The sequence below is a fragment of the Agromyces sp. NPDC060279 genome (assembly GCF_042726785.1).
Classification (GTDB): Bacteria; Actinomycetota; Actinomycetes; order Actinomycetales; family Microbacteriaceae; genus Agromyces.
In genome coordinates, this window is the sequence record NZ_JBHXBK010000001.1 from 468,139 (window position 1) to 492,636 (window position 24,498).

Annotated in this window: 29 protein-coding genes, 1 tRNA gene and 1 pseudogene; 10 read left to right on the forward strand and 21 right to left on the reverse strand. The window is 72.3% G+C overall.

Features of this window, described 5'->3' with window-relative positions; translation table 11 throughout:
- Positions 1 to 35 precede the first annotated feature (35 nt).
- Both ACFWE1_RS02185 and ACFWE1_RS02190 read right to left on the reverse strand, forming a co-directional pair.
- A complete protein-coding gene (locus ACFWE1_RS02185) occupies positions 36 to 434 on the reverse strand; it encodes a PPOX class F420-dependent oxidoreductase (protein WP_376931907.1) in 399 nt (132 codons plus the stop codon).
- 33 nt (positions 435 to 467) lie between these two features.
- Positions 468 to 1,291, reverse strand: a pseudogene (locus tag ACFWE1_RS02190) (manganese catalase family protein).
- A 173-nt stretch (positions 1,292 to 1,464) separates the two neighbouring features.
- Here ACFWE1_RS02190 and ACFWE1_RS02195 point away from each other — a divergent pair.
- Positions 1,465 to 2,307 (forward strand): hypothetical protein, encoded by an 843-nt coding sequence (locus tag ACFWE1_RS02195; RefSeq protein ID WP_376931908.1) that lies wholly within the window; start codon positions 1,465 to 1,467, stop codon positions 2,305 to 2,307.
- 4 nt (positions 2,308 to 2,311) lie between these two features.
- On the forward strand, positions 2,312 to 3,007 hold the full coding sequence (locus tag ACFWE1_RS02200; RefSeq protein WP_376931909.1) for a hypothetical protein: 696 nt from the start codon (positions 2,312 to 2,314) through the stop codon (positions 3,005 to 3,007).
- Between the two features lie 103 nt (positions 3,008 to 3,110).
- Here ACFWE1_RS02200 and ACFWE1_RS02205 read toward each other — a convergent pair whose 3' ends face one another.
- The 7 genes from ACFWE1_RS02205 to ACFWE1_RS02235 form a co-directional block, all read right to left on the reverse strand.
- A complete protein-coding gene (locus ACFWE1_RS02205; RefSeq protein WP_376931910.1) occupies positions 3,111 to 3,563 on the reverse strand; it encodes a pilus assembly protein TadG-related protein in 453 nt (150 codons plus the stop codon).
- Between the two features lie 62 nt (positions 3,564 to 3,625).
- Complete coding sequence (locus ACFWE1_RS02210) at positions 3,626 to 4,063, reverse strand: TadE family protein (protein WP_376931911.1); 438 nt, start codon at positions 4,061 to 4,063, stop codon at positions 3,626 to 3,628.
- A gap of 55 nt (positions 4,064 to 4,118) precedes the next feature.
- Positions 4,119 to 4,523, reverse strand: coding sequence for a TadE family protein (locus ACFWE1_RS02215; protein WP_376931912.1), 405 nt, complete (start codon positions 4,521 to 4,523; stop codon positions 4,119 to 4,121).
- Between the two features lie 26 nt (positions 4,524 to 4,549).
- Positions 4,550 to 4,732: a hypothetical protein gene (locus ACFWE1_RS02220; RefSeq protein ID WP_376931913.1), complete on the reverse strand. Its 183-nt coding sequence runs from the start codon at positions 4,730 to 4,732 to the stop codon at positions 4,550 to 4,552.
- Positions 4,733 to 4,800: 68 nt separating this feature from the next.
- The gene (locus ACFWE1_RS02225; RefSeq protein WP_376931914.1) at positions 4,801 to 5,550 is read right to left on the reverse strand and encodes a type II secretion system F family protein; all 750 of its coding nucleotides are present in this window, start codon (positions 5,548 to 5,550) and stop codon (positions 4,801 to 4,803) included.
- Positions 5,551 to 5,720: 170 nt separating this feature from the next.
- Positions 5,721 to 6,590 (reverse strand): type II secretion system F family protein, encoded by an 870-nt coding sequence (locus tag ACFWE1_RS02230; protein ID WP_376931915.1) that lies wholly within the window; start codon positions 6,588 to 6,590, stop codon positions 5,721 to 5,723.
- Between the two features lie 26 nt (positions 6,591 to 6,616).
- The gene (locus ACFWE1_RS02235) at positions 6,617 to 7,843 is read right to left on the reverse strand and encodes a CpaF family protein (RefSeq protein WP_376931916.1); all 1,227 of its coding nucleotides are present in this window, start codon (positions 7,841 to 7,843) and stop codon (positions 6,617 to 6,619) included.
- 99 nt (positions 7,844 to 7,942) lie between these two features.
- Here ACFWE1_RS02235 and ACFWE1_RS02240 point away from each other — a divergent pair.
- Positions 7,943 to 8,027, forward strand: a tRNA-Leu gene (locus ACFWE1_RS02240).
- Positions 8,028 to 8,192: 165 nt separating this feature from the next.
- Positions 8,193 to 8,357 (forward strand): hypothetical protein, encoded by a 165-nt coding sequence (locus tag ACFWE1_RS02245; RefSeq protein ID WP_376931917.1) that lies wholly within the window; start codon positions 8,193 to 8,195, stop codon positions 8,355 to 8,357.
- 119 nt (positions 8,358 to 8,476) lie between these two features.
- Here the strand turns inward: ACFWE1_RS02245 and ACFWE1_RS02250 are convergent, their stop codons facing one another.
- The 3 genes from ACFWE1_RS02250 to ACFWE1_RS02260 are packed head-to-tail and all read right to left on the reverse strand — an operon-like array spanning position 8,477 to position 10,791.
- On the reverse strand, positions 8,477 to 9,208 hold the full coding sequence (locus ACFWE1_RS02250) for a YcnI family protein (RefSeq protein WP_376931918.1): 732 nt from the start codon (positions 9,206 to 9,208) through the stop codon (positions 8,477 to 8,479).
- 43 nt (positions 9,209 to 9,251) lie between these two features.
- Positions 9,252 to 9,887, reverse strand: a complete 636-nt coding sequence (locus ACFWE1_RS02255) for a hypothetical protein (RefSeq protein WP_376931919.1) — start codon at positions 9,885 to 9,887, stop codon at positions 9,252 to 9,254.
- Positions 9,888 to 9,921: 34 nt separating this feature from the next.
- Positions 9,922 to 10,791 (reverse strand): LLM class flavin-dependent oxidoreductase, encoded by an 870-nt coding sequence (locus ACFWE1_RS02260; protein WP_376931920.1) that lies wholly within the window; start codon positions 10,789 to 10,791, stop codon positions 9,922 to 9,924.
- 100 nt (positions 10,792 to 10,891) lie between these two features.
- On the opposite strand from ACFWE1_RS02260, the gene ACFWE1_RS02265 reads away from it, so the two are divergent.
- Both ACFWE1_RS02265 and ACFWE1_RS02270 read left to right on the forward strand, forming a co-directional pair.
- A complete protein-coding gene (locus tag ACFWE1_RS02265; RefSeq protein WP_376931921.1) occupies positions 10,892 to 11,545 on the forward strand; it encodes a heme oxygenase (biliverdin-producing) in 654 nt (217 codons plus the stop codon).
- 156 nt (positions 11,546 to 11,701) lie between these two features.
- Positions 11,702 to 12,448, forward strand: coding sequence for a DedA family protein (locus ACFWE1_RS02270; RefSeq protein WP_376933053.1), 747 nt, complete (start codon positions 11,702 to 11,704; stop codon positions 12,446 to 12,448).
- Positions 12,449 to 12,502: 54 nt separating this feature from the next.
- Here the strand turns inward: ACFWE1_RS02270 and ACFWE1_RS02275 are convergent, their stop codons facing one another.
- The gene (locus ACFWE1_RS02275; protein ID WP_376931922.1) at positions 12,503 to 12,922 is read right to left on the reverse strand and encodes a MarR family winged helix-turn-helix transcriptional regulator; all 420 of its coding nucleotides are present in this window, start codon (positions 12,920 to 12,922) and stop codon (positions 12,503 to 12,505) included.
- 90 nt (positions 12,923 to 13,012) lie between these two features.
- Between ACFWE1_RS02275 and ACFWE1_RS02280 the strand changes: the two genes are divergently transcribed.
- The gene (locus ACFWE1_RS02280) at positions 13,013 to 13,402 is read left to right on the forward strand and encodes a hypothetical protein (RefSeq protein ID WP_376931923.1); all 390 of its coding nucleotides are present in this window, start codon (positions 13,013 to 13,015) and stop codon (positions 13,400 to 13,402) included.
- Here the strand turns inward: ACFWE1_RS02280 and ACFWE1_RS02285 are convergent.
- The 4 genes from ACFWE1_RS02285 to murI all read right to left on the reverse strand — a co-directional run bounded on the left by ACFWE1_RS02285 (position 13,399) and on the right by murI (position 16,622).
- Positions 13,399 to 14,325, reverse strand: coding sequence for a cation diffusion facilitator family transporter (locus ACFWE1_RS02285; RefSeq protein WP_376931924.1), 927 nt, complete (start codon positions 14,323 to 14,325; stop codon positions 13,399 to 13,401). The genes ACFWE1_RS02280 and ACFWE1_RS02285 overlap by 4 nt on opposite strands.
- Positions 14,326 to 14,389: 64 nt before the next feature.
- Positions 14,390 to 15,025 carry an RdgB/HAM1 family non-canonical purine NTP pyrophosphatase gene (gene rdgB, locus ACFWE1_RS02290; protein WP_376931925.1) on the reverse strand — a complete coding sequence of 212 codons (636 nt, stop codon included), beginning with the start codon at positions 15,023 to 15,025 and terminating at the stop codon, positions 14,390 to 14,392.
- Positions 15,022 to 15,786 (reverse strand): ribonuclease PH, encoded by a 765-nt coding sequence (rph, locus tag ACFWE1_RS02295; RefSeq protein ID WP_376931926.1) that lies wholly within the window; start codon positions 15,784 to 15,786, stop codon positions 15,022 to 15,024. Before rph ends, rdgB begins: the two co-directional genes overlap by 4 nt.
- Positions 15,783 to 16,622, reverse strand: coding sequence for a glutamate racemase (murI, locus tag ACFWE1_RS02300; RefSeq protein ID WP_243567946.1), 840 nt, complete (start codon positions 16,620 to 16,622; stop codon positions 15,783 to 15,785). The genes rph and murI overlap by 4 nt, the downstream gene beginning before the upstream one ends.
- Before the next feature lie 93 nt (positions 16,623 to 16,715).
- Here murI and ACFWE1_RS02305 point away from each other — a divergent pair, with 93 nt between their 5' ends.
- Positions 16,716 to 18,035 carry a nicotinate phosphoribosyltransferase gene (locus ACFWE1_RS02305; protein WP_376931927.1) on the forward strand — a complete coding sequence of 440 codons (1,320 nt, stop codon included), beginning with the start codon at positions 16,716 to 16,718 and terminating at the stop codon, positions 18,033 to 18,035.
- A gap of 30 nt (positions 18,036 to 18,065) precedes the next feature.
- Here the strand turns inward: ACFWE1_RS02305 and ACFWE1_RS02310 are convergent, their stop codons facing one another.
- Positions 18,066 to 18,353 carry a DUF3039 domain-containing protein gene (locus ACFWE1_RS02310; RefSeq protein ID WP_376931928.1) on the reverse strand — a complete coding sequence of 96 codons (288 nt, stop codon included), beginning with the start codon at positions 18,351 to 18,353 and terminating at the stop codon, positions 18,066 to 18,068.
- Positions 18,354 to 18,382: 29 nt separating this feature from the next.
- Positions 18,383 to 18,850, reverse strand: a complete 468-nt coding sequence (locus tag ACFWE1_RS02315; protein WP_376931929.1) for a GtrA family protein — start codon at positions 18,848 to 18,850, stop codon at positions 18,383 to 18,385.
- Between the two features lie 65 nt (positions 18,851 to 18,915).
- Between ACFWE1_RS02315 and ACFWE1_RS02320 the strand changes: the two genes are divergently transcribed.
- Together ACFWE1_RS02320 and ACFWE1_RS02325 are read left to right on the forward strand one after the other, a co-directional pair.
- Entirely contained in the window at positions 18,916 to 19,701 is a 786-nt protein-coding gene (locus tag ACFWE1_RS02320; protein ID WP_376931930.1) for a glycosyltransferase family 2 protein, read from the forward strand.
- Positions 19,698 to 21,188 carry a hypothetical protein gene (locus tag ACFWE1_RS02325; protein ID WP_376931931.1) on the forward strand — a complete coding sequence of 497 codons (1,491 nt, stop codon included), beginning with the start codon at positions 19,698 to 19,700 and terminating at the stop codon, positions 21,186 to 21,188. Before ACFWE1_RS02320 ends, ACFWE1_RS02325 begins: the two co-directional genes overlap by 4 nt.
- Positions 21,189 to 21,209: 21 nt before the next feature.
- Here the strand turns inward: ACFWE1_RS02325 and ACFWE1_RS02330 are convergent, their stop codons facing one another.
- Both ACFWE1_RS02330 and ACFWE1_RS02335 read right to left on the reverse strand, forming a co-directional pair.
- Positions 21,210 to 22,784: a hypothetical protein gene (locus tag ACFWE1_RS02330; protein ID WP_376931932.1), complete on the reverse strand. Its 1,575-nt coding sequence runs from the start codon at positions 22,782 to 22,784 to the stop codon at positions 21,210 to 21,212.
- The gene (locus ACFWE1_RS02335) at positions 22,760 to 24,427 is read right to left on the reverse strand and encodes an ABC transporter ATP-binding protein (RefSeq protein ID WP_376931933.1); all 1,668 of its coding nucleotides are present in this window, start codon (positions 24,425 to 24,427) and stop codon (positions 22,760 to 22,762) included. The genes ACFWE1_RS02330 and ACFWE1_RS02335 overlap by 25 nt, the downstream gene beginning before the upstream one ends.
- Positions 24,428 to 24,498 lie beyond the last annotated feature (71 nt).

Sequence of the window (24,498 nt, forward strand, 5' to 3'; positions counted from 1 at the left end):
CGGTGGTCGGATGCCTCGTCGCTGCGTGGCGGCGGTTACTGCCCGGCGACCTTCTCGACCGACATCACGAGGATGACCCGGTCGGCCTTGTCGGCCGGCGGCTGCGCATCGGCGTCGCCGTACCGGCGTCCGAGGTGGGCGTAGAACTCACCGCTCGGATCCGCGATCGTCTCGACGAGGCGGCCGCGGACCTCGACGTACTTGAACGGCGAGTCCGCGTCGAGCGCCTCGAGCGTCATGACCGGGTTGTCCTGCAGGTTGCGGAACTTCGCGCGCTTCGTCGTGTGCGTGAAGCGGATCACCTGCGCCTCGGCGTCGAACTCGAACCACATGGGGTTCAGCTGCACCTCGCCGTTCGGCCGCACCGTGGCGAGGTGGCCGTAGACCGGCGCGGTAAGGATTCGGAGGAGGTGCTCGGGGATCTCGATCGTCATGGGCACCAGTCAATCGCATGGCGAGCCCGCGGGTCACTCGGTGGTGCCGTAGAACCGCGGATCCGGCGGCGTGGGCGGCGGCATCGGCACCCCGGCCGGCGGCTCCGGCAGATAGCTGAACTCGCCCTTGCCGTCGGGGGTCGGCCCGGAGGCCCAGCTGCCGGCACCCGCCTCCGCACCGTCCGAGAAGTTCAGGTACTGGTACGACACCTCGCGCTCCTCGTTCTCCAACGGGAAGTCGCTGGGCACCGGCAACGCCTCGACGCCGTCGGCCTGCAGCACCGCCGCGGCGGCGAGCCACTGGTTCTGGTGCATCATGTCTCGCGCCAGCAGGAAGGAGAGCAGGTCACGCACCCCGTGGTCGTCGGTCATGTGGTAGAGCCGTGCCACCTGAAGCCGCCCCTGCATCTCGGCGTTGGCGTTCGCCTGGAAGTCCGCCAGCAGGTTGCCGCTGCTCGTGATGAAGCTCCCCATCCACGGGTTCCCATTGCTGTCGACCGGCCGAGCCCCGGCGCCGGCCACGATGGCGTGCTGCACGTCGGTGCCGCCGACGATCGCCGCGACGTGGGGTCGTCCTGCACGGCGTCCTCCGTCAGGCCGAGCGGGGCCCGTTCGAGCAGCTGCGCGATCATGATCGCGAGCATCTCGACGTGGCCCATCTCCTCGGCGCCGATGCCGTAGACCAGGTCCCGGTACTTGCCGGGCACATGCATGTTCCAGGCTTGGAACTGGTACTGCAGGGCCACGGTGATCTCGCCGTACTGCCCGCCCAGCACTTCCTGGAGCTTCCGCGCAGAGACGGCGTCCGGCCGTTCCGGTGTCGCCGCGTGCTGGAGCTCCTGCTTGTGGAAGAACATCTTCGATCCCGTCCCGTGTCACGCGCGAACCGGCCGGTCGACCGGAGCCGCGACACGTCCGGACACGCAAGTCGCTGCGCACCACCTTGGCCAGAGGCTTGCCGGGAGCTGCGGAGAAGCGTACAAGGGGGCGGGCCGAGCGGAGGTTCTGCGCCGTCGGATAGCCTGCAGAGGTGCTCACCGATGCCGAGATCGTCGCGTCCCTGACCGCATCCGCCCGCGCCGTGCCGTATCCCGGCAAGTGGCTGGAGCCCCCGTTCGACGGCGAGCGCCAGGCGCTCGTCGCGCGGGACGCCGGGATCTCCGAGCTGCGCGTCGACCGCGAGAGCGGCCGCGTCTTCAGCATCGAGCTCGCCGGCGGGGTGGCGCAGCCCATCGCGCCGTCGCCGGCCGCGCTCGCCGAGCTCGGTGCCGCCTACGCGGACGCGCTCGCCCGCAGCGCCGGGGCCGACGAGCACGAACTGCGGGTGCTCGAAGCCGGCCTGCTCGCGGCGGTGCGCGTCGTGGCCCCGGAGCTCGCGGATACCGAGACGTTCTGGTCGATCGCCGCCGAGGAGCTCGGGAACGGGATCACGGCGGATGGCCCGGCCGCACCGCCGACGCTCGTGACCGCGTCCGGCGGCCCGACGGTCGTGATCGCGCTGCCGATGCTCGCGCTGCATCAGGCGCTCGCCGCGGAGGGGCTGACCCTCTCCGGCTACGCCGACCTCCTCCCCTCCGTCTCGCTGAACGGCGGACTCTCGGCGACGCTCGCGGCCACGGCGGTGCCCGGGGCGTTCCGTGGCGGCCCGGCGCAGGTGCTCGCGCTGCCCGCCGGATTCGGTGCGACGGCGGAGGAGCTCGCGTTCCCGTCGCTGCGGCTCGTCGTCGCGCTCGGCGGGGCGGATGTCTCGGAGCTCGCCGTGCCCGACGGGGTCGAGTTCGTCGCCATCGACGGCCCGGCCCCCTTCGCCGCGCTCGCCGGTCTCGTCGCGGAGCGGCGAGCGGCGGGCCGCTTCGAGCAGCACCGGGGATGAGGCGATGACCGAAGCGAGGTCGATGATGCCCGAGGTCGTGACGTACGACGGGCTGCCCGCCGCCGCGGGCGGCGCGCACTCCCTGCGGTCGAAGCGCCCGGCCGACGCGCATGAGCGGGTGCAGCACTTCCTCGCGGCGTGCACAGTGCCGACCGAGCCTGCGCAGTGGACGTTCTCGATCTCGGCCGACGGCGACCCGGCGGCGACGGAACGAGTGGCGGCCTTCGCCGCCGAGGTGCTCGGCGGTCCGAGCCGCACGCAGCGGGTGCGCCGCGATTGGAACGTCCGGCCGGAGTCCGTGCCTCAAGTGCTCGAGGCCATCGCCGCCGAGGCGGGCGCCGCCACGAAGTACGGGGCGTCGCTCGCGACGCTCGCACAGAGCCTGCCGGTGCGGCTGCTCGATCCTGACCGGCGCGAACCCTTCGCGGAACTCGCCCCGGAGGCCTTCGGCGGCTTCGCCGTCGACGGCTACGGCCGGCTGCTCGGTGTCTCGGGGGTGCGCGCGAGCTACGGGACGGCGGGATCCGCCCTCTCGCTCTGGCTGAATCTGCCGGCCGACGAGCGGCTCTCCCCGGCGGCGCGGCACGTGCAGGACCACCTGCCGTTCCGGCTCTCGGCGAAGCACTGGCGGCGGTGGCAGCCGACCCGCGCGGGCGACGGGTACCGCTCCTCGAAGCTGCCGTCGCCGCTGACAGCCTGAGCTCGTCGCTCCCGCGCGACCCGGTCGTCAGCTCCCGCGCAACTCGGTCGCCAGCCCCTCTGGCGGCCCAGTCGTCAGCCCGGCTCCGCCGGCACCTGGAAGGTCAGCCCGGCTCCGCCGGCACCTGGAAGACGGAGCGCGCGGTCGATTCGACCTCGAGCTCGACCTCGATGGGGAGGAGTTCGCTGCTCATCGGCGCCCGCCAGACGCCCCGGAGCCGAACGCTCGCACTCGTGCCGTCGCGCGATTCCACCGCGAGGAGCTCGACGTCCGTCGGCGCGATCTGCGCGAGATACTCTTCGGCCGCCTCCCGCATCGCTCGGTGCTCGGCCTCGACGCGCACGCCGTCGGCGTCCGCGACGGCATCGCTGATCGCCCAGGCGTCGGCGGCGGTGAGCGCGGCGCCGTCCGCGAGGTCAAGGAGGCGTTTGCGTTCGAGGTAGAGCGAACTCGCCGAAGCGACGACGAGCACGACGGCGAGCGCGAGCAGCGCGAAACCGAACACGAGCGGGAGGGTGGAGCCGCGCTCCTCGACGAGGCGCGACCGCGCGCACAAGGCTCGTCCCTGCGCTCCGGCGCTTCGGATCCGCCGCCAGCGCCGAACCGGGCCCACCGCGCTCATCGCCCATCCCCCGTCGCCGACCACCGCGAGACCGTCTGCAGGGCGCTGGCCTCGATGGGCACGACGAGCACCCGGTCGAGCCCGAGCACCGGTGGCGCGAAGGGCAGCCGCACGTCGAGCTGCACCGTCACCCGCACCCGGGCGCCGGGCACATCGCAGCGGGCGCCGCCGCAGTCGACGACGACCCGCCGTTCGTCATCCGATCGGCCGAAGTCGTCGAGCACGAGGTCCACGGCTGCATTCGCCGAGCGGCGGACATCGGATGCCTCGGCCTCGCGGACCGCCACACGGGCGCCATGACGTGATGCTCCCTCGGCGGCGAACGCCGCCGCTTGGAGGTCGCCGAGCGCGAGCACCAAGTACACGATGGGCAGCATGAGCAGCAGCGCGGCACCGAGGAACTCGAGCGACGCCGAGCCGCGTTCGTTCCGCATCTCGTCCGAGCGAGCAGGGTCGCGGCCGGCTGCCGATTCGGCCACCACGCGGTGTTCACCCGATCGTTTCGACCGGGGCATGGCCCGACACCTCCAGACTTGACGGAGGCCCGAGCAGACCGAGCACCGGCAGCGCCGCCCGCACCGTGACCCGGACCAGCTCGACCCCGTCACGCTCGATCGGTTCCTGCTCGATCTCCGTGGCGTACGACGCCCCGACCGCAGTGGTGATGAGTTCGCGCGCGCGAATCGCGCCCGCATGCGGCGCCGCGCCTGCAAGTGCCGCGAATCTGGCGCCCTCGGACGCGGCGTCGAGCACGGTGTTCCGCACGTGCAGCGCGAGGGCGAGCTGGATGACGGCGAGGGCGAGCACCGTGAGCAGCATGGCGACCATCGCGAACTCGGCGACGGCCGAGCCCCGGTCTGCGGCGAGCGCGGACCTTCGACGGAGGATCGCCACGGTGCGCGCCTGCCCGGCTCCAACCTTCAGAGCCCGCTCACCCGCTCGATCGCCTGCTCGAACATGCCGCCGAGCGCCGGCCCGGCGAGCGCCCAGATCACGGCCACCAGGCCGGCAGTCATCAACGTGATGAGCACCCATCCCGGCACGTCGCCGCGCTCCTCTGCAGCAACTTTCCTGAGCCGTCGCGGCATCCAATTCATCCCCATCGTGATCCTCTCTCGTCGCGTGTCTTCCGTCGTGTCGAGTCGGCACGCCTCCCCCGCCGGTCCATCGCTCAGAATCCCGCCTGCAGCACCAGGTAGCCGGGGAACAACCCGAACACCACGGTCACCGGCAAGATGAGGAACACGAGCGGCACGAGCATCGCGATCTCCTTGCGTCCGGCGGACTCGATGAGCCGGCGCTTCGCCGCCTCGCGCGCATCGGCGGCCTGTGCCCGCAGCACGGCTGCCAACGGGGCCCCGCGCTCGACCGCACCGATCACCTGGTCGAGCGACTGCGTCAGCGGTGGGTGCGCGAGGCGATCCCGCATGCCGGCCAGGGCCTCGGTGAGCGGCGCACCGGCACCCGCGTCCGCGACCGCCCGCGCGAACTCGCCGCTCAGCTCCCCTCCTGAGGATCGAGCGATGCGACGCACGGCGTCGAGGAGGGATTCGCCCGCTGTCAGACTGAGCGTGAGGAACTCGAGCACAGTGGGGAGTTCCTCATCGATGCGGGCGAGTCGTCGTCGCGCGGCCGCCTGCAACACCAGTTCGAAGAGCGATGACACGGTGAGTCCGCCAACCACGGGCGCCACCGCGACGAGCACTGGCGGCCCACCACCGAACGAGGCGAGCACGAGTGCCGCAGCCATCACGAAGGCCGACACGACCGCAGCGCTCACCTGTTCGAGGCGGAACCGATCGACCCCGCGGCGCCACCCCGCCTGCCGCAACCGGAGCGCGACGGTCCGATTGCCCGCGAGCATGGTGGGAATCCGTCGCAGCAAGGAACCCGATGGCTCGAGCATCGCGACGAACGCCATCGCCGGGTCGTTCGTGCGCCGCTCGACGATGGCGCGCGCCTCGGCCGAAAGGTCGGCCACGAACGGCGCGACGCGTTCGATGAGCGGTCGCCGCCCGAATCGCGGGGTGCTCGCGATGAGGAGCCACACGCCGACTCCCAGCACCACCCCGATGGCGAAGGCGTACGGCGTCATCGGAACCACCGCCGCTCCGGCCTGAGGCGACCGATGGCGAGCATCAGGCGATACGCGAGCACGGTGACCACCACACCGCTACCGATCACCAGCGCACCGCCCGGGGAATCGAACGCACGGATCGCCTCGGGCCGGGTCGCGAGCACCGCGAGCAGCAGCCACGGCGCCGCAGCGCCCAGCCGTGCCGCGTTGCGGAGCCACGACTGGCGGGCGTGCACCTCCGCGCGGACCGCTCCCTCTTCGCGGAGGGCGCTCGACAGTGTGCGCAACACCTGCGGCAGCTCCGTGCCGCCGACCTCGCGCGCCATCCTGAGGGCCTCGAGCAGGCGATCGGCGGTCGGGTCGGCGAGCCGCTGCTTCAGCACCTCGACTTCTCCGGCGAAATCTCCCGTTCGCGCGTACCCCGCCGCGAACGCGTCGAACGCCCCGCGCAGACTGGTCGGTCCCCGGCGGGCGAGTTCGGCGAGCGACTCTGGTAGCGGTCGGCCTGCCCGAACGGACGCCAAGAGGTGGTCGACCACGTCCGGCCAGACCGTACGGTACTCGGCCCGCTTGACGTTGGCCCGGCGACGGACGGTCATGGGGAGGGCCAAGAGGCCGAGCCCCGCGGCGGCCACGGCGAGCGCCGGAACGCCGAACACCCCGAGCGCGACCGCCCCGCACACCAGGGCGGTGCACGCGCTGGCGGCGAGCGCGACGACGATGGGCACGCGTCCGAGACCGGCGAGCACGAGCTCGTCACGGATGCGCATGAGCAGGGTCGGCGCCGCACCTGTCCGCGCAGACGCCGCGGGTTTCGGCCAGAACCAGGGCGCGAGGACGAGGAGCGCCCCTGCGCTCAACGCAAGCCCGAGCACCGCGCTCATCGGTAGTACGTCGAGTGGCGGCAGGCTCATGCGCCGCCGCCCAGCACGATCGCCGGGTCGAAGCCGGCTGCGGTGAACTTGTGCAGCCGAGGCATCCCCTCGCCGCTCGCCCGAAGCTCGCCCTCGATGCGGTGGAAGATCGGCACCGCCGCGACCGTGGCCTCGTCGTAGGCCCCGGTGACCGCGAGGATCTCGAGCACCCGCCGTCGCCCGTGCCGATCGATGCCGAGCTGGACGACGAAGTCGACGCAGGCGGCGACGGTGGGCACCACGAACCCGGCGTCGATGTTGCGGCCGGCGAGCAGCGGGAGCGTGCAGAGCTTCACGAGCGCGTCCCGAGCGGAGTTCGCGTGGATCGTGCACATGCCGGCGATGCCGGAGTTCAGTGCGATGAGCAGGTCGAGGCTCTCCGCGTCGCGCACTTCTCCGACGACGAGCCGGTCGGGGCGCATGCGCAGCGACTCCTTGACCAGCCGTCGGAGGGTGATCTCACCGGCGCCCTCGAGGTTCGGCGGACGGCACTGCATCGCGACCAGGTCGCGCGCCTGGATGTCGAGCTCGAAGGTCTCCTCGACGGTGACCACGCGTTCGCCGGTCCTGAGACACGCCGCGAGCGCATTCAGCAGGGTGGTCTTGCCCGTGTGCGTCGCGCCCGACACGAGCACGTTCGTGCCGGCCAGCACCGCCATGCGCAGGAACTCGGCGGCCTCGCGAGTGAGCGTCTCGAGCCCGACCAACGCCGACAGGGAGTGCAAACCGCGACGGAACTTGCGCACGTTGACCGACCAGGCACGAGTCACCTCGGGGATGGCGACGTGCAGGCGCGAGCCGTCGGGCAGGGCGGCGTCCACGAACGGCTGGGAGAGGTCGAGGCGCCGGCCGGATGGTCGAAGCATACGTTCGACGAGGTCGCGCACCTGGCGTTGATCGAGCGTGACGGGCGTCAGCTCGGCGACACCGTTGCGCGCGACGAACACCCGATCGGGACCGTTGATCCAGATCTCCTCGACCTCGGGGTCGACGAAATACGACTGCAGTGCCCCGTAGCCCGTCAGTTCGGCCAGGACGCCGGCCGTCGCCGCGTGCTCGTCGCCGAGCGGCTCACCGCCGCCCGCGAGCGTGCGTTCGCCGTAGCGGCGCACCTCCTCGCGAGCGACCCGGTCGGCGGCGACGGGATCGGCCGATAGATCGACGCCCTCGCGGATCGCGCGCTCACGGACGAGGCGGGAGACGGATCGGACGGCATCTGGCATACCCCTCATCCTCCAGAGCGCCGCCGAGACGGGTCCGGAGTTATCCACATGCCGGCCACCGTCCCCGTGCGCCCGCGCACCTAGACTGGTCGGGCACTCGCGGGAGTGGTGAAATCGGTAGACACGCAGGATTTAGGTTCCTGTGCCTTCGGGCGTGAGGGTTCGAGTCCCTCCTTCCGCACCAGCGGCACACTGGCGAGTACCGTCGCGGGACATTCCCGCCGCCGACGGCTTCAGCTCCACGCCTCTGCTTCGACGCGATCCTCCTTGCGGCACCATCGCCAACTTGGTATCCAATACGGGTGGGATCGGGGCCGACATCCCTCCCGCAGGCCGGAAGGACACGCGTGTGGGAAGACTCGCCTGGTTTCTCTACCTCATCGGCGCGTTGGTGCTCGCCACGCTGCTCTTCGACGGAACGACAGACGTTCGGACGAAGACCGCCATCATCGCGCTCATCGCATTCATCGGTGCGATCTTGGCGATGCTCTCCCGCCGCAGCACGCGCGAGTGACGGCCGCCCGCGCCACGCTCACGGCACGCGGCGGCCGCACGCGCGCGGCGCTGCACGGCCGTCGCGTCGACGACTGCGCCCGACCGGTCGAGTCCGACCGGCCGGGCGCAGCCTGAGCGTTACTCCGCCTTGCGCGAGCGGCGTCCGAGCGCAAGCGCCGCGATCGCGGCGCCGAGCCCGAGCACGCCGACGGCGATGCCGGTGACGCCGAGCGCCCGTGCGGTGCCGTCGTCGCTCGCGGCGTCGCTCGACTCGTGCTCGTCGCCGTGCTCCGGCGCTGCGGCACCGTGGTGACCGCCCTCCTCAGCGGCGGTGACGGCGATCGAGGGCGCCGGGTGCTCCGGCTCCTCCTCGCCCTCGACGACGGGCTCGCTCCAGTCGGTCGAGCCCTCGACGCACTCCTGCAGCACCGGGAACGCGAGGGTCTCCCCCTCGGCGTCGGCCGGCAGCTGAAGCGACAGCTCGATCACGTCGCGGAGGTCGCTCGGCAGCGGCGTCGTCGCGGTGTAGACGACCTGCGCGACCCGGTCGACGACGCTCGCGCCGTGCGAGTCGATCTTCGGCTCGGGCAGCTTCTCGACGACGGTCTCGATCGTCCAGCCGGCGTTGACGGTCGGCGTGACGCGGTCGATGCCCTCGGGCATGGTGAAGGTGAGCTTGGTGGTCGGACTCGTACCGCAGCCGTGCGGGATGCCGAAGCTCAGCACGGTGTAGGCGCCGGCGGCGGTCGAGGTGGAATCGACGCCGACGTGGGCGCTCGCGGCGAGCGGGGCGCCGAGCGCGAGCAGGGCGCCGGCGCCGAGCGCGGCGGCGGTCACGAGGGCAGGGCGGACGTGGGTCTTCGTGGTCATGTGAGTGCTTTCGTGCGAAGTGGGAGATGGAAGCGTGCGCCGATCAGACGGCGCCGACTCCGCACGGCGGTCCCCGCCGCACCACGACGGCGGCGAGACGCTGCAGACCGGCCGGCCGGCGCGGCGGCTCCGGCTGGCGCAGCACGGCTCGGGCTGCGCCGACGACGGGAACGACGAGCAGGGCGACGGCGACGAGGATGCCCCGTGCCGCCCGGACGAGCGCCCGCACCGCGCGGTCGGCCAGCGCGATGCTGGCGACGGCGAGCACGGCGGCGGCGAGGTGCGCGACGGGCATGGCCGCACCGAGGTGGGCGTCGTGGCCGAGCTGGCCGGTGCCCGCGGCGGCGAGCCAGGCGTCACGGCTGACGGCCCCGGCCGTGCCGTGCAGCGCGTGCGGGTCGGCCGCGACGAGGCCGCTCGGCGAACTGCCCGCCGAGAGCGAGAACGTGACGTGCAGCGCGAGCTGCGCCGCGACCGCGGCGACGGCGGCCCCGGGCCAACGCGCGCCGCGACCGACCATCAGGATGCCGAACGGCACCGAGAACGCGAGGGCCACCGCGAGAGCGACGAAGCCGGGCGGACTGCCCCCGCCGACGGTGTGCGCGAGCGAGGCGAGCAGGGTCGACGAAGACGCGACCAGGAGTCCCCGCGTGGTGCGGGCGGCGCGCGCGTTGTGCACGAACACCGAGCCTAGTCGCCCGCGCGCCGTTCGTTCAGCCCACGGGCGGGCCCGCGGCGATGCGCGCCCTCGCGTACTGCTCGATCCGCTCGGCGGGAACCGACCAGTCGGTGTCGAGCCACCAGCTCGCCCCGGCCTCGGCCCATGGCTGCACGACCGCGGCGTCGGCAGCCGGATCGAGCCCGCCCGTCGTGCCTTCCTGCACCCAGTCGAACGGCTGCTCGGCGAGCCCGAGCCGCTCGCGCTCGGCGAGCAGCCACTCATAGGCTTCGCGACCGATCTCGGGGGTGAACACCCGCTGCTGCGTGTCGGGGCCCGCGACGCCCTCGCCGGGCGGCGCGTAGTTCGGCAGCCAGCCGTCGAGCCGCGCCACCCGGCGCATCGACTTCATGCGCGGCCAGAGCCCCACTGCCCAGATCGGCACGCCGGGCTGCTGCACCGTGGGCGGTGGCAGCATCTCGTCGGTGCGGCGCACGGTGTAGTGCCGCCCCTCGTAGGCGAACGGCTCGCCCCGCCACAGCTGGGGCAGCAACTCGAGCGTCTCGTCGAGCTGTTCGGCACGCACACGCCTCCCCGGGTCGTGCTCGAAGATCCAGAACCGCGCCTCGACCTCTTCGGGCACGCCGAGTCCGGCGGAGAGCACGACGCGCCCCTTCGAGAGCCGATCGACGGTCATGGTCTGGCCCGCGAGCTCCCACGGCCGCCGGCGCGGCACCGGCGTCAGCATCGTGCCGAGACGGATCGACGAGGTGCGCACCGCCGCGGCGGCGAGGATGGCCCAGGGATCCGGAGCCCAGATGCCCTCCCAGACGAAGAAGCCGTGCCAGCCGTGCTGCTCGGCGAGTTCGGCGAGCTCCACCGCGAGCTCGGGATCGGTGCCGGGGAAGATGAATCCATAGCGCATGCGCTGAAGCTACCCTTCGCCGCCGACATCCGGATGCGATCCGCAATTTCGCAGGGTAAGGTAAACCTTGCCTATCCTTTCGAGAAACCCGAGGGTCACCATGTCGACTGCTACGCCCGTCATCGACCGCGAGACCGCCGCCGAGCCCCTCGACGTCGCCGCCCTCGTCCGCGCCGCCTCGGCCGACGACCACCGCGCGACCGAGACCCGCGGGTTCATCGTGGAACTGATGCGCGGCGAGCGCTCGCTCGACGACTACACGCGCTACCTCGCCCAGCTCGCCTGGATCTACGAGGCGCTCGAGGCCCGCGGCATCCGCTCCGACGACCCCGCAGTCTTCGACCCCGCCCTCGCCCGGATGGCGGCGATCGACGCCGACCTGGCGGCGCTCGGCGCCCCCGACTGGCGCGAAACGCACCCCGCGCTCCCCGCCACCGCCGACTACGCGGCGCACCTCCGCAGCCTCGCCGACGACGACGTCCGCTACCTCGCGCACCACTACACGCGCTACCTGGGCGACCTCTCGGGCGGCCAGGCGATCGCGGCCCTCGTGGCCCGTCACTACGGCGCCACCCCCGAGCAGCTCGGCTTCTACGCCTTCGACCTCGAGGGCGGTCCGGTGCAGTACAAGCGCCGCTACCGCACCGCGATGAACGAGCTCGGCCTCGCGGCCGAAGAGGTCGACGCGCTGATCGCCGAAGTGCGTGCGTCGTTCCGCTTCAACGGCGCGATCTTCGAGGCGCTCGACGCCTGATCGGCCGCCGTCATACGACGGGATGACCCCGCACCCCTACGACGGGATGATTTCCCACCGCGCACCCGGCTGGCGGCCGCGCGGCGTGGGTAGACTGCATCGACACTGCACGCCGTGGCACGTCGACCCGTGCCCGACGACTGGAGCTTTCCCGTGATGCACACCGCCCTCATCCCCTGGCTCGACCCGGAGAACATCATCGCCGCGGCCGGCCCCTGGGCGCTCGTCGTCGTGTGCCTGATCGTCTTCGCCGAGACCGGCCTGCTCGTCGGCTTCCTGCTGCCGGGCGACACGCTGCTCATCATCTCGGGCCTGCTGACGCACACGAGCCTGGTCTTCGGCGTCGACATCTGGTGGGTGTGCCTCGCGATCGGCCTCGCCGCCTTCGTCGGCGGCGAAGTCGGCTATCTGATCGGGCACAAGTTCGGCCCCCGCATCTTCGAACGGAAAGAGTCGGGGCTGTTCAGCGTGAAGAACGTCGAACGCACGAACGCCTTCTTCGACCGCTTCGGCGCGCTCGCGGTCATCCTCGCGCGTTTCGTGCCGATCGTGCGCACGTTCACGCCCGTCGCCGCGGGCGTCGGTCACATGAACTACCGCAAGTACACGCTCTACAACCTCATCGGAGCGCTCATCTGGGGCGTCGGCCTGACCTACTTCGGCTTCCTGATCGGCTACATCCCGCCGGTCGCGGACTTCGTGCAAAGCTACATCGACGTCATTCTCATCGGCGCCGTCGTGCTCACCCTCATCCCGACGCTCTGGCACTACTTCCAGTCGTCCCGCAAGGCGAAGCGCGCCGCCGCCGCCGGCGAGGACGTCGTGACCGACGAGGCCGAGGCCGAGCAGCTCGTGCTCGACCAGGACGTGTTCGAGCGCGGCCCGCGCCACGAGGAGCAGTAGCGCTCGAGCCCGGGTCGCCCTCCCGGCGATGAGCCGGCGCGACTCCCGCGGCGATCACACCCGCGCGACGCGGTCGAGCAGGGCGAGCAGCGTGGTGCGCTCCTCGCCCGTCAGCGCGCCGAACGCCGCCTCCTGGGCTTCGGTGATGGCCTCGGCCGCACGCTCGCCCTCGAGCCTCCCCTCCGCCGTCAGCGAGACCAGCTGGCGACGCCCGTGCCCGGGATCCTTGACCCGCGAGACCAGGCCGCGCGACTCGAGACCCCGGACGGTGTGCGTCACATCGCGCGGGTCGAGCGCTGCGGCATCACCCAGCTCGGTCTGACTCAGCCGTTCGGCGGAGGCGAGCGCCGAGAGGCATCGGAACTCGTACCCGGTCACGCCGGCTCGCCCGAGCGAAGCGTGCAGCACCTGGTGCGACCGGGTGGCGGCGGAACTCAGCACCCAGGTGGGCAGGGAGGTGAAGTCGGACGCCATGACCTTGCTTTCTATTGGTGACGCCAATACAGTTTTGGTTTCACCAACACTATAGGAGCGCCGATGTCATCCGCACCCCCTCTGCCGACCGTGATCGGCCGCACCGAGAATGCCCTGCGCGCACTGCTGGCCCACACCCTGTCGCCCACCCGTATCCCGGGCTACCCGGCCTGGATCGTCCTCAACGCCATGACTGCGGACCGCTCACCGGGCGCCTGGCGCGCGCGGGCCGCGGCGGCGCTCGCGCGCGAGGGCGAGATCGATGGTGTGCTCGCCGAGCTACGCAGCGCCGGCCTCGTCGACGACGCGGAACTCCTGACGACCGCCGGCACCGCGCAACTCGCCGCGGCGCGCACGGCCGTGGCCCAGGCGAGCCGGCTTCTCGTCGAGGGAATCACTGAGCCCGAGCAGGACGCCGTGCACCGCGTGCTCGACACCATCCGGCGAAGGGCGGACGAACTGCTCCCCTCGAACGGTTAGCGGTGCGAACCCTGCTCCTGCTCCGCGCGGCCGGCGGGCTCCAGCTGGAACGTGGAGTGCTCGACGTCGAAGTGCGCGGTGAGGCATCCGCCGAGCTCGTCGAGCAACTCGCCCGTGCGGCCCGACTCGAACACCTCGGGCTCCACTTCCACGTGCGCCGTGAACACCGGCTGCCCCGAGGTGATCTGCCAGACGTGCACATCGTGGACGGCGACGACGCCGCGCGTGCGGAGGATATGCTCGCGGATCTCGGCCACATCGGTGTCGGCGGGCGCGGACTCGCTCAGCACGTGCGCGACGTCCCGCAGCAGGATGAGCGCCCGCGGGATGATCAGCGCCGCGATCGCGAGCGAGGCGATGGGGTCGGCGGCGCTCCAGCCGGTCAGCAGGATGACGATCGCCGCGACGATGACGAGGGCCGAGCCGATCGTGTCGCCGAGCACCTCGAGGTAGGCGCCGCGCAGGTTGATCGAGTCCTTCGCCCCACTGCGGAGCACGAGCATCGCCGCGACGTTCGCGGCGAGACCGAGGATCGCGACGACGAGCATGAGCCCGCCCTGCACCTCGTGCGCCTCACCCTCGGCCCCGGAGACCAGCCGCCCGATCGCACTGATCGCGACGGTCACCGAGACGCCGAGGAGGATGACCCCGTTCACGAGCGCCCCGAAGACCTCGAAGCGTCGGAAGCCGTAGGTCTGCCGGTCGGTCGCCGGCCGGGCCGCCACGATGGCCGCCACGAGGGCCACGATCAGGCCGAGCAGATCGCTCGCCATGTGCCCGGCGTCGGCGAGCAGCGCGAGCGAGCCGCTCAGCAGGCCGCCGATCAGTTGCGCGACGAGGAACGCGCCGATGATCGCGATCGCGACGATGAGTCGCGTGCGGTTCGCCCCCTGGGCGTGGTCGTGGGAGTGATCGTGTGCCATCACTTCGAGCCTAGGCGAGAATTCCCTGGTCAGCCCAAGATAGAAGTGGGAATGAATAGCGTTCTCAGCGGAGCGTCGCGGCGACCCGTTCAAGCTCAGGGATGAGCGCCTCGAAGGCCAGCGCCCGGTGGCTGATCGCGTTCTTCTGCTCGGGCAGGAGTTCCGCCGCGGTGATCTCGTGGCCCTCGGGCTCGAACACCGGGTCGTAGCCGAAGCCGTGCGAGCCGCGCGGCTCGTAGGCCACCTGGCCCGGCCAGGTGCCGTCAACGACGATCTCCACCGGCTCCTCGGTGCCCGCGAGCGCGGCGGGCACCACGAGGGCGATGGTGCAGTGGAACGAGGCGGCGCGGTTCGGCCGGCGCACGTCGGCGAGCTGCGCGAGCAGCAGCGTGCGGTTCGCCTCGTCGCCCGCCCCGTGCCCCGCCCAGCGGGCGGAGAAGATGCCGGGCGAGCCGCCCATGACGTCGACCGCGATGCCCGAGTCGTCGGCGAGCGCGATGCGCCCCGTGTGCTCCGCCGCGGCGCGCGCCTTGATGAGGGCGTTGGCGGCGAAGCTCGTGCCGTCCTCCACGGGTTCGGGCCCGTCGTAGCCGAGCACCTGCAGTTGCGGCATCCGCTCCCCCAGGATGCGCTGGAACTCCGCGACCTTGTGCGCGTTGTGCGTCGCGAGCACGACCTCGAGCGCGTCGGTGCCGCTCACGCGCCGGCCGCCTCGCGGCCCGCGGCCAGCGCGGTCGCCTGGAGCGCGGCGAGCTCGGCGTTGCCGCCGAGGGCGAGGTCGAGGAGCGCGTCGAGCTCGCGGCGGTCGAACGGCGCCCCTTCGGCGGTGCCCTGCACCTCGACGAAGAGCCCGCGGCCGGTGGCGACGACGTTCATGTCGGTCTCGGCGCGGACGTCCTCGACGTAGGCGAGGTCGAGCATGGGCGTGCCGTCGATGATGCCGACCGAGACGGCCGAGACGGTGTCAATGAGCGGCGTCGCCTTCTGGCCGATGAACTTCTTGGTGCGGGCCCACTCGACGGCGTCGGCGAGGGCGACGTAGGCGCCCGTGATGGCAGCGGTGCGGGTGCCGCCGTCGGCCTGCAGCACGTCGCAGTCGATGACGACGGTGTTCTCGCCGAGCGCCTTCGTGTCGATGACGGCGCGGAGGCTCCGGCCGATGAGCCGGCTGATCTCGTGCGTGCGGCCGCCGATGCGGCCCTTCACCGACTCGCGGTCGTTGCGGGTGTTCGTCGAGCGCGGCAGCATCGAGTACTCCGCGGTGACCCAGCCGGTGCCCTTGCCCGTGAGCCAGCGGGGGACGCCGTTCGTGAAGCTCGCGGTGCAGAGCACCTTCGTGCCGCCGAAGGAGATCAGCGCGCTGCCCTCGGCGTGCGCGCTCCAGCCGCGTTCGATGGTCACCTCGCGGAGCTGGTCCGGCGTGCGCCCGTCGGCGCGGACGATGGCTGAGGTGTCGGTCACGAGGATCTCCATTCGGAACGGTGCGGCAGGGCGATCGAGCCGGTCTGCACGAGCTCGACGCTCGGGATCTCCGGACCGATGAGGCGGTTGGCGAGGTCGAGGAAGGCACTCGTGGACTCCCCCGTGGCCTCGTAGCGGTGCGTCGGCGGGGTGCCGGCGCGCCGCTCGGTGCCCGTCGAGACGAGCACCCGGTAGACGTCGTTCGCGGTCTCGACGTCGCTGGAGACGAGGGTCACGCCCTCGCCCATGACGTAGGAGATCGCGCCCTTCAGGAAGGGGTAGTGGGTGCAGCCGAGCACGAGGGTGTCGATGTCGGCGCGCTTCAGCGGCGCCAGGTACTCCTCTGCGACCGAGAGCACCTCCTCGCCGGTCGTCACGCCGGCCTCGACGAATTCGACGAAGCGCGGGCAGGCCTGGCTGAACAGCTGCAGGTGGGGCGCGGCGGCGAAGGCGTCGTCGTAGGCGCGGGACTGCACGGTGCCGGCCGTGCCGATGACCCCGACCCGCCCGGACTTGGTCGCGGCGACCGCGCGGCGCACGGCCGGCTGGATGACCTCGACGACGGGCACCTCGTACCGCTCGCGGGCGTCGCGGAGCATGGCGGCGGAGGCCGTGTTGCAAGCGATGACGAGCATCTTCACGCCCTGGGCGACGAGGTCGTCGAGCACCGCGAGCGCGTAGCGGCGCACCTCGGCGATCGGCTTCGGCCCGTAGGGCGAGTGCTCGAGGTCGCCGACGTAGAGGATGGACTCGTTCGGCAGCTGGTCCTTGACCGCCCGGGCGACGGTGAGCCCGCCGACCCCAGAGTCGAAGATCCCGATCGGCGCGTCCGTCACGAGGACCAAGCTTAGGCGAGCGGCGCGCGCGGCGCTGCGCCGTCGGAACGCGGATGCCTCGGCATCCCCGCCCGAACAACTAGGCTCTCCTTCGTGACCGGCTCAGCTGCGCTCTTCACCGACCGCTACGAACTCACCATGGTGGACGCCGCCCTCCTCGACGGCACCGCCCACCGGGAATCACTCTTCGAGGCCTTCGCGAGGCGCCTGCCCGACGGCCGCCGCTACGGCGTCGTCGCGGGCACCGGGCGACTGCTCGAACTCATCGAGCGCTTCCGCTTCGAGGACGCCGAGCTCGAGTGGCTCCGCGAGCACGAGGTCGTGCGGTCGGCGACCCTCGACTGGCTCGCCGACTACCGCTTCACGGGCGACGTGTGGGGCTACCGCGAGGGCGAGGCGTACTTCCCGGGTTCTCCCCTGCTGACGATCCAGGCGAGCTTCGCCGAGGCGGTCATGCTCGAGACGCTCGTGCTGTCCACCTTGAACTACGACTCCTCCGTCGCGAGTGCGGCGGCGCGGATGGTGTCCGTGGCGCTCGGCCGCCCGCTCGCCGAGATGGGCTCGCGGCGCACGAACGAGCGCTCGGCCGTGGCCGCCGCCCGCGCCGCGTACATCGCCGGCTTCGACGCCACCTCGAACCTGGAGGCGGGCCGCACCTGGGGCATCCCGACCATGGGCACCGCGGCGCATGCGTTCACCCTGCTGCACGACACGGAGGAGCAGGCGTTCCGGGCGCAGGTCGACGCCTTCGGCCCCTCCACGACGCTCCTCGTGGACACCTATGACATCGCCCGGGGCGTCGAGCTCGCCGTCGCGGTCGCCGGTCCCGAACTCGGTGCGGTGCGCATCGACTCCGGCGACCTGCCGACCGTCGTCGCCGCGGTCCGCGAGCAGCTCGACTCGCTCGGCGCCGTGAACACGAAGATCACCGTCACGAGCGACCTCGACGAGTTCACGATCGCGGGGCTCTCCGGCGCGCCGGTCGACTCCTACGGGGTCGGCACCTCGGTCGTCACGGGTTCCGGGTTCCCGGCCGCCGGCATGGTCTACAAGCTCGTCGCGCGGCGCGACGACGCCGGGGAGTGGATCCCCGTCGCGAAGGCGTCGTCGCAGAAGGCGAGCGTCGGCGGCCGCAAGAACGCGGCCCGGCGGCTCGACTCGACGCGGACAGCGCGCGAGGAGCTCGTCTTCGTCGGCGACGGTCCGGCCGGCGAGGCCGAGTTCGAGGCCGGCGACGAGCTGCGGCCGCTGATGGTGCAGCTGATGAGCGGCGGCGCCGCGGATGCCTCGTACCTCGGTCGCGCGGGCACCGAGGCCGCCCGGGCGCACCGCGCGGCAGTCATGCAGGAGCTGCCGATCGAGGCGTTCCGTCTGGGGCGCGGCGAGGCCGTCATCCCGACGAACTACCGCTGAGCCGGCCAGCGCCTCGCCGTCGGCAGAGCGCTACTCGCCGCGCATCTTCTCGTAGATCGCCTTGCAGGCCGGGCACACCGGGAACTTCTCGGGGTCGCGGCCGGGCGTCCACTTCTTGCCGCAGAGCGCCTTGACCGGCTTGCCGGTGATCGCGGACTCGAGGATCTTGTCCTTCGGGACGTAGTGCGAGAAGCGCTCGTGATCGCCGGGCTCGATGAGCTCCTCTTCGAGGAGCTTCTCGAGCTCACGGTCGAGGACGTCGGTGCCGCCTCCCGGCTGGCCGGGGTCGGCGATGCTCGCGCGCACGGACTGGATCATGCGCTCGATTCTACGCGCGCTGAACGCGGCTAGGGCCGCTCGCCGGATCCCGTCGCCGGCGCCGGCGCCGCCCGGAACACGATGCGGTGGTAGAGCACGAAGCGCACGAGGACGATGATCGCGATGCTCACGAGGTTCACCACGTTGACGGCGACCGCACCGGGGTCCCGGCCGAGCACGAGCTGGGCGAAGCCGACACCCGCCCAGACGATCGCCGCCCCGAGGGCGGTGCAGACGAGGTTCGCGAGGACGAAGAGCACCAGCTCGCTCACCCTGCCGCGGCGGTCGCGGTGGCGGAAGGTCCATTCGCGATTGCCGATGTACGCGTTCACGAGGGCGACGAGCGAGGCGATGATCTTCGCCCAGACCACGTCCCAGCCGCAGACGAAGACCAGGAGGTTGAAGACGCCGACCTCGATGAGGGTGCTCACGGCGCCGACGACGAGGAATCGGCTGCCGAGTGCGGCGAGTCGACGTAGGCGCGAGCGGAGTTCCATGGCCACACTAGGGTACTGGCCACGGGCGTTCGTTCGACCGCGGCACCCGGAGAGAGGACCCGAGCATGCCGGTAGCCCACCTCGTCATCGCGATGCCCGCCTACAACGAGGCGGAAGGCATCCGCGGGTTCATCGACGAGGTGCGCGAGCAGCTCGCGCCCGTCGCGAGCAGGCTGACGTTCGTCATCGCCGACGACCGCTCGACCGACGGCACGGCCGAGACGCTCGCCGGGCTTGGCGATGTGTCGGTGCAGCGTCAGCCGGCGAACCGCGGCCACGGCCCCACCGCGCTCGCGGCCTACCGCGCGGGGCTCGCCCTCGAACCCGACGTGCTCGTGCACGTCGACGGCGACGGCCAGTTCCTGGGGCCGGACTTCGTGCGACTCGTCGCGGCATTGCTCGACGAGGACGCGGACGTCGTGCACGGCGTCCGCGGCGGGCGGACCGACCCGTGGTACCGGCGGATCCTGACGTCCGCGGTCAGCGTGCTCGTGGCGATGGCCGCGAGCCGGCGCATCCCCGACGTCAACACGCCGTTGCGGGCGTACCGGCCCGCCGCGCTCCAGGTGCTGGTCGATGCGGTGCCTCCGGAGGCGACCGTCCCGCACGTGCACTTCTCCCTCGCGGAGGCACGGGGCGGCTTCGTCGTGCGCTACCTGCGGGTGCGGAGCATCCCCCGTCGCGGCGAATCCGCCACCGGCACCATGTGGGGCGGCGCCGGGCGGCTCACGCTCCCGCCGAAACGGCTGCGCCGTTTCGCGGGCTCGGCGCTCCGCGAGCTCTGGTCGCTGTCGCTCCGACCGGGAGCCCCGCTCCGCGCGGTGCGGGCGCCGTCCGAGGCAGCCCGATGACCCGGGCGCGCACCGTCGGGTTCTGGGCGCTCGCGGCGCTGCTCGCGGCGACCCACGTGGTCGTCGCCTGGCAGAGTCTGGTGGTCGCCCGTTTCTGGGAGGACGAGGCGTTCAACCTCACCGTCCCGCTCAACCTGCTCTCCGGGCTCGGCTACTCGAGCGACGGCGCGCTGTCCGGATCGGAGATCACGCCGTTCGATCCGCGGATCTCCACCGGCCCGACCGTGCTGCTCCCGGTCGCCGCCGTGCTCGCGACCGGGATCGATCCGGTGCTCGGCGCCCGCCTCGTCCCCCTCGCGTTCTGGGCGCTGCTGCTCGCCGGCCTCTGGGTGCTCGGCCGTCGGATCGCCGGCCGATGGGCCGGACTGCTCGCCGTCGCGCTGCCGCTGGGCTTCGACGCCACCGGCGGCTTCTCGCCGATCCAGGGCCCCGCGGACGTGCTCGGCGAGATCCCCGCCGCCGCGCTCCTCGTGTGGGCGCTCGTCGTGCTCCCCCGGCGCGCCTGGCTCGCCGGGCTCCTCGTCGGCCTCGCGGTGCAGGCGAAGTTCATCGCCATCCTCGCGCTCCCGGCCTTCGCGGTGGCGATCTGGGCGCTCGCACCCGGCCGCGGCTGGCCCCGGTTCGGCACGACGGTGAAGCGCGCGTGGCTGCCGCTCGTCATCGCGGGGCTGCCCAGCCTCGCGGTCGAACTCGCCGCACTCGTCTCGCTCGGCCCGGCGGGCTACGTCACCCACCTGCGGAACCTCTGGTACTTCGTGGCGAGCGGCGGACAGCGGGGCGCGCACAGCACGATCCTGGAGAAGCTCACCGCCCTCGCCGACGCGTGGTTCGTACCCGCCTGGGCGGTCGTGGTCCTCGCGCTGGCGGCCCTCGCCCTCGTCATCGGCGGTTTCCTCGCGGAACGCCGCCGCGGCCGTCGAGTGCCCGCCCTCGTCCGCGCGAACCTCCTCGCCGGCCTCGTCGGCCTCGGCGCGTTCGTCGGCTGGTGGGCGACGGCGAGTCACACCCCGCTCTGGGTGCGCCACCCCGCGGTCGGCGTCTTCGCCTTCGTCCCCGTGCTCGCCGTGATCGCGATCTGGAGCGGACGGAGGCTACTGCGGGTCGTCTCGGAAGCACCGACGCCGAGGCGATCGGCGCCACGCACCGCCGTCCGGATCACCGCCGTCGCGCTCCTCGCCGCGCTCGGCCTCGGCGCCGCAGCGGGCGCCGCCGGCCACGTCCGGCAGTCCATCGAGCCCCGCCGCGAGACCCTGGCCGCGCAGCGAGCGGCGGTCGAACCGATCCGTCAGTGGGTCGCGCACACCGAGACGCCCTGGCTGGCCGCGCAGCCCTGGGGCGCGGCGGTCTCGGCGATCGTGCTCTCCGGGGCGCACGTCGGCCTCTTCGACGCCCCGGCGATGGCGGAGGTGCCGCGTCTGACGGGCGAGGCCTGCGCGACCGAGCTCCTCGCCGAGGGGCAGGGCTACCGGGTCTGCGCGGCCCCCTGATTCAGGACCGCCGGGGTGCGCTCAGGCGCGGATGGCGGCGGCGACGATCTCCGGACCTCGGCGGTCGAACACCCGACCGCCGAGCCACACCCCGGCGACGAGCACGACGAGCCCGAGCACGGTGCCCGAGAGGAACGAGGCGAGGTGCCAGCCCGGGTCGGAGAAGACGCCGAGCAGGGCGAAGGCGACCGCGGGCGCCGCGACGATCAGCGAGCCGAACATCGTGATCGACTGCACGAGCGAGGACAGGCTGCCCGTGGACTGCGGCTGCTGGAACGGGCTGTCGCCGGGTTTCACCGCCGGATAGGGGAAGCGCGCCGAGGTCACCGAGCCGATGCCGAGCCCAGAGAGCAGGAGCACGGTGGACACCCCGATGAGCGAGGGCAGCGGGCGCCAGTCGTCGAGCAGGAACACGGTCAGCGCGCTGCCGAGCCCGATCACGACGACCCCGAGCACGAGCACCGGGACGAGGCGGCCGAACCGGTCCGCGGTGCCGCGGACCCCGGACACGACGTGCAGCCAGATCGCGGTCGAGTCGTAGGCCGTGTCGTTGTGCAGCGACCAGCCGAGGAGGAGGCACATGAGCGGCACCGGCGCGAGCCCGAGGTACTCCATCGGCACCCCGACGATGCTGAAGGCGATGATCAGGATGATCGGCGCGAGCGGCACCATGATGATCGAGACCCAGTACCGGGCGTCGCGGAACCAGTAGGTGAAGCTCCGGGCGGCGACGGCGCCGGTGGGGTTCTGCGGCAGCCGGTCGAACCAGCCGAGCCCGCGGTAGTTCTTCGCGGTCCCCTCGCGCCCCGGTGTCACGAGCATCGTCTCGACGAGGCGGATCCAGCCGAGCCCGAGCAGCGCGAGCGTCGCCGCCGCGATGAGGAGCTTCAGGATGGCCGGGCCCCAGTCGCCGTTCGCGGCATCGCCGGGCACCGCGAACGCGGCACCGAGCGGCGTCCAGCTGAGCCAGCCGCCGAGCCCCTCCAGCACCTGACGACCGTCGCGCGCCCAGTCGACGGTGGTCAGGGCGACGAAGACGGGCGAGGCCGCCACGATGAGCAGGAGTCCGAGCACGCCGGTCAGCTCTCGCGCGCGCCGGGTGGCGAGCAGGAAGGAAGCCACCGCCGCGGCGACACGGGCGAGCAGCAGGCAGGTCGCGAAGGCGAGGGCCGCCGAGAGGATCGCGAGGAAGGTCTCGCCCACCCCGCGCGACCAGGTCACGACGCTGCCGAGCAGCACGATGCCGAGCACGAGCGCCGGGATGCCGATGAGCGCCGAGACGGCGAGCGAGATCGCGAGACGTCGTCCGGGGATGCCGAACAGCGCGAACCTGCGCGGGTCCATCGTGTCGTCGACGCCGAAGATGAGCGGGAAGACGATGAATCCGACCACCGTCGCCGAACCGGCCACGACCAGCGCGTCACGGATGACCCCGACGTCGTCCACGAAGCGAAGGCCCACGAGCGCGAAGAAGAGCAGCCCCGCGATGCCAAGCCCGTAGACGAGCCCCACGATGATCCCGACGACCTGCCAGGGGCTGCGTCGGAAGATGTTGGCGAGGAGGCGCAGCTTCAGTCGGAGAAACTGTGCAACCATTCCATGCCTTCCGCAGCCTTGCGCCCACCGGCGAGCGCGACGAATCGGTCTTCGAGGGTCTCGCCCTGGCGCACCTCGTCGAGGGTGCCGGCGGCGAGCACCTTGCCCCCGACGACGACCGCGACCGAGTCGCAGACGCGCTCGATGAGGTCCATGCCGTGGCTCGAGAGCACGACCGTGCCGCCACCCGCGACGTAGCGCTCGAGGATCTCGGTCAGGTTCGCCGCCGAGACGGGGTCGACGGACTCGAACGGCTCGTCGAGCACGAGCAGTCGCGGCGAGTGGATCATCGCGCAGGCGAGGGCGATCTTCTTGGTCATGCCGGCGGAGTAATCGGCGACCAGCCGATCGACCGCGTCCTCGAGTCCGAACGCGGCGATGAGGTCGGCGCTGCGTTCGCGCACCGTCCGCGCGTCGAGACCGCGGAGCGTGCCCGAGTAGTGCAGCAGCTGGCCTCCGGTCAGGCGGTCGAACAGCCGCAGCCGGTCCGGCAGCACGCCGGTCGCGCGCTTGGCCGCCTCGGGGTCGGCCCATGCGTCGATGTCGTGGATGCGAACCGTGCCCCCGTCGGGACGCAGCAGGCCCGTCACCATCGAGAGCGTCGTCGTCTTGCCTGCGCCGTTCGGACCGACGACGCCGAAGAACGAGCCGGCCCTGACCTCCAGGGAGATGTGGTCGACGGCGGTCTTGTCGCCGAAGCGCTTCACGAGCGCGTCGACCACGAGCACACGGTCGGCGCTCTCGGGCGGGGCCTGCCGGGCGACGCGGAGCGTGCGCTTCTTGCGGCTCGCCTTCTTGGCCGGCGCCGGGATGACGGCGACCGCGACGTCGGGGGCCCGCTCCGCCGCCGGCTCCTCGGCCGGGGGCTGCGGCACGAGCCGCTCGCGGGTCTCCTCGTCGACGCCGTCGTCGACGGAGGCCTGCTCGGCTGCGGGCAGCCGCTCCTGCGTCTCCTCGTCGACCGCGCTCGCGTCGGCGACCGGGTCGCGCTCGACGATCGCCTCGGCGGTCGCGACGACTTCGGGCGCTGCAGCAGGCGTCTGCGCCGCGGCTGCGCCCGCGTCGACGTCCGTGGTGGCCTCGGCGGCCTTCTTCGGGCGCTCGGCGGCCGTGGTGTCGGTGGCGACCGCCGCGGCGGCCCGGAGCGCCTGACGCTTCGCGCTCACGCTGCTCGTCGACCGCGAACGCGCGGCCGAGCTCGCCTTCGCGGCGTCCTTCTCGGCACTCTTCGCGGCGCGCGCGGAGCTCGCCGAACTCGCACGCTCGGCCGTGCTGCGGCTCGACGCGCTGCGAGACGCGCTCGAGCGCTTGGAAGCACTGGTCGGCTCGGCATCCGTCGTGCTCTCGTCGCCGCGCTGCTCCTGCTCGGCCTTCGCCGCCTTCGCCGCCTCCGCCTTGCGTGCGGCGCGTGTGGCCGCGGCGCGCTTCGCAGCGGCAGAGCGCGCCGCGCTCTTCGCCGCAGCATCGGCGGGGGCAGCAGCGGAGGCGGCCGCCTTCGTGCGGGCCGGGGCGCGCTTCGCGGACCCCTTCGCCCGCCCGGGCGCGCCGGACGTCGACTCCCCATCACCGAGTTGCTCGGGCACCCCCGTGCCGGTGCCTTCGGGAGCCTCGTCGTTCGAATCGGAGCGAGAAACGGAAGTCACCAGGCCAACCTACCAACTGCATGCCCCGGTTCCGTGCCTGGGGCCCGCCCCGAGCCGCCTCCGGAAACTGT